At 57.6% G+C, this 1,514-nt stretch carries 2 protein-coding genes; both read right to left on the minus strand.

The window, feature by feature from the left end; translation table 11 throughout:
* Positions 1 to 4: 4 nt before the first annotated feature.
* Positions 5 to 1,195 carry a 2-oxoacid:acceptor oxidoreductase subunit alpha gene (locus MVO87_RS02355; protein ID WP_297552055.1) on the minus strand — a complete coding sequence of 397 codons (1,191 nt, stop codon included), beginning with the start codon at positions 1,193 to 1,195 and terminating at the stop codon, positions 5 to 7.
* Positions 1,196 to 1,197: 2 nt separating this feature from the next.
* Positions 1,198 to 1,467, minus strand: coding sequence for a 2-oxoglutarate ferredoxin oxidoreductase subunit delta (locus MVO87_RS02360; RefSeq protein WP_014121915.1), 270 nt, complete (start codon positions 1,465 to 1,467; stop codon positions 1,198 to 1,200).
* Positions 1,468 to 1,514: the final 47 nt, after the last annotated feature.

Below are 1,514 nucleotides of genomic sequence, written 5' to 3' on the forward strand. Positions count from 1 at the left end.
GGCATCAGGCAACACCCCTTATCTCGCGCAGGATTTCCTCAACGGTTAAGGGAACGCCACCAATCTTGTTGACTCCCTTGAGCAGAACGTCGTCGTTGACGTAGCGCTGGACTTCAAGAATCATCTGGCCGAGGTTCATCTCGGGGACGAGTATGGCCCTAACGCGCTTTCCGAGCTCCCTCATTCTTTCTCCAGGGAACGGGTGAACCGTTTTCGGCACGAAGAGGCCGGCCTTTATTCCCGCCTCCCTCGCCTTCAGGACAGCTCCGAGGGCGGGTCTTGCCGTTACTCCCCAGCTGACGACGAGTATCTCGGCATCGTCTGTGAAGTGCTCCTCATACTTCTCGTAAACTTCGCGGTTCTTCTCTATCTTCCTGTGGATTCTCCTCACGAGCCTGTCGTGAACCTCTGGCGTGTAGACATCACGCAGGCCGTTCTCCTTGTGGGTCGAGCCCGTCACGTGAGTAAAGTAGCCGTGTCCGAAGAGGGGCATCGGTGGAACGCCGTCGCCGTGCGGGTCGCCGAAGGGGAGCTTAGCCTCTTCCTCGTTCTGGGGGAGCTTGCGGTAGGTTATCTCCACCTCATCAACGTCGGGAATCTTGATGAGCTCCCTCGTGTGTGCCAAAACGCCGTCGAAGAGAACCACCACGGGAGTCCTGAGCCTCTCGGCGATGTTAAAGGCCCTTATTGTCTCCCAGAAGGCGTCCTGCCCGCTGATAGGAGAAACCGCCACAATCGGGTGGTCGCCGTGAGTTCCCCACCTCGCCTGGAAGAAGTCGCCCTGCGCTCCCTTCGTGGCCTGGCCCGTTGAAGGCCCGCTCCTCTGGACGTCAACCAGAACGAGCGGGGTCTCGGTCATTACGGCGTAGCCAAGGTTTTCCTGCATAAGCGAGAAGCCCGGGCCAGCCGTTGCCGTCATGACCTTGAATCCCGTCCAAGATGCTCCAATCATGGCCGCTATACTGCCTATCTCGTCCTCCATCTGGAGGTAGTAGCCACCGAGCTTCGGAAGTTCGCGCGCCATCGTCTCCGCTATCTCGCTCGACGGGGTTATCGGGTAGCCCGCGTAGAAGCGACAGCCTGCAAACAGGGCGCCGTAGGCAACTGCCTCGTTGCCCTGCATGAAGTAGTTGCCGGGCTTGTAGAGCTTCCTGAGGAGCCTAATCTGCTCCGGCTCGTCACCGCGGATTATCATGCTCACCACCTTACCGCGATGGCGAAGTCCGGGCAGAGAAGCTCACAGAGCTTGCACTTGACGCATTTCTCGGCATGGACGGGGACTGGATAGTGCACACCTTTCTCGCTGAGCTCCTTGCTCCACTCGAAGACCTTCCTCGGGCACATCTCGACACAAATTCCACAGCCCTTGCAGAGAAATGTATCAACGTCAATCTCGACGATTCCTTCCGCCTTTCCGACGACAAGATAGCCGTTTTTTTCAACAACGGTGTTCGCGTTTTCGGCCATCTGAATCACCTCTCGACGTGGCCTTTTACGTTTGTCAACATTTAAAG

This window comes from Thermococcus sp., assembly GCF_027063845.1.
Classification (GTDB): domain Archaea; phylum Methanobacteriota_B; class Thermococci; order Thermococcales; family Thermococcaceae; genus Thermococcus.

Coding starts and splice junctions, on each gene's coding strand:
- MVO87_RS02355 (WP_297552055.1), bottom strand. CDS start 1,195: ATGATAATCCGCGGTGACGAGCCGGAGCAGATTAGGCTCCTCAGGAAG.
- MVO87_RS02360 (WP_014121915.1), bottom strand. CDS start 1,467: ATGGCCGAAAACGCGAACACCGTTGTTGAAAAAAACGGCTATCTTGTC.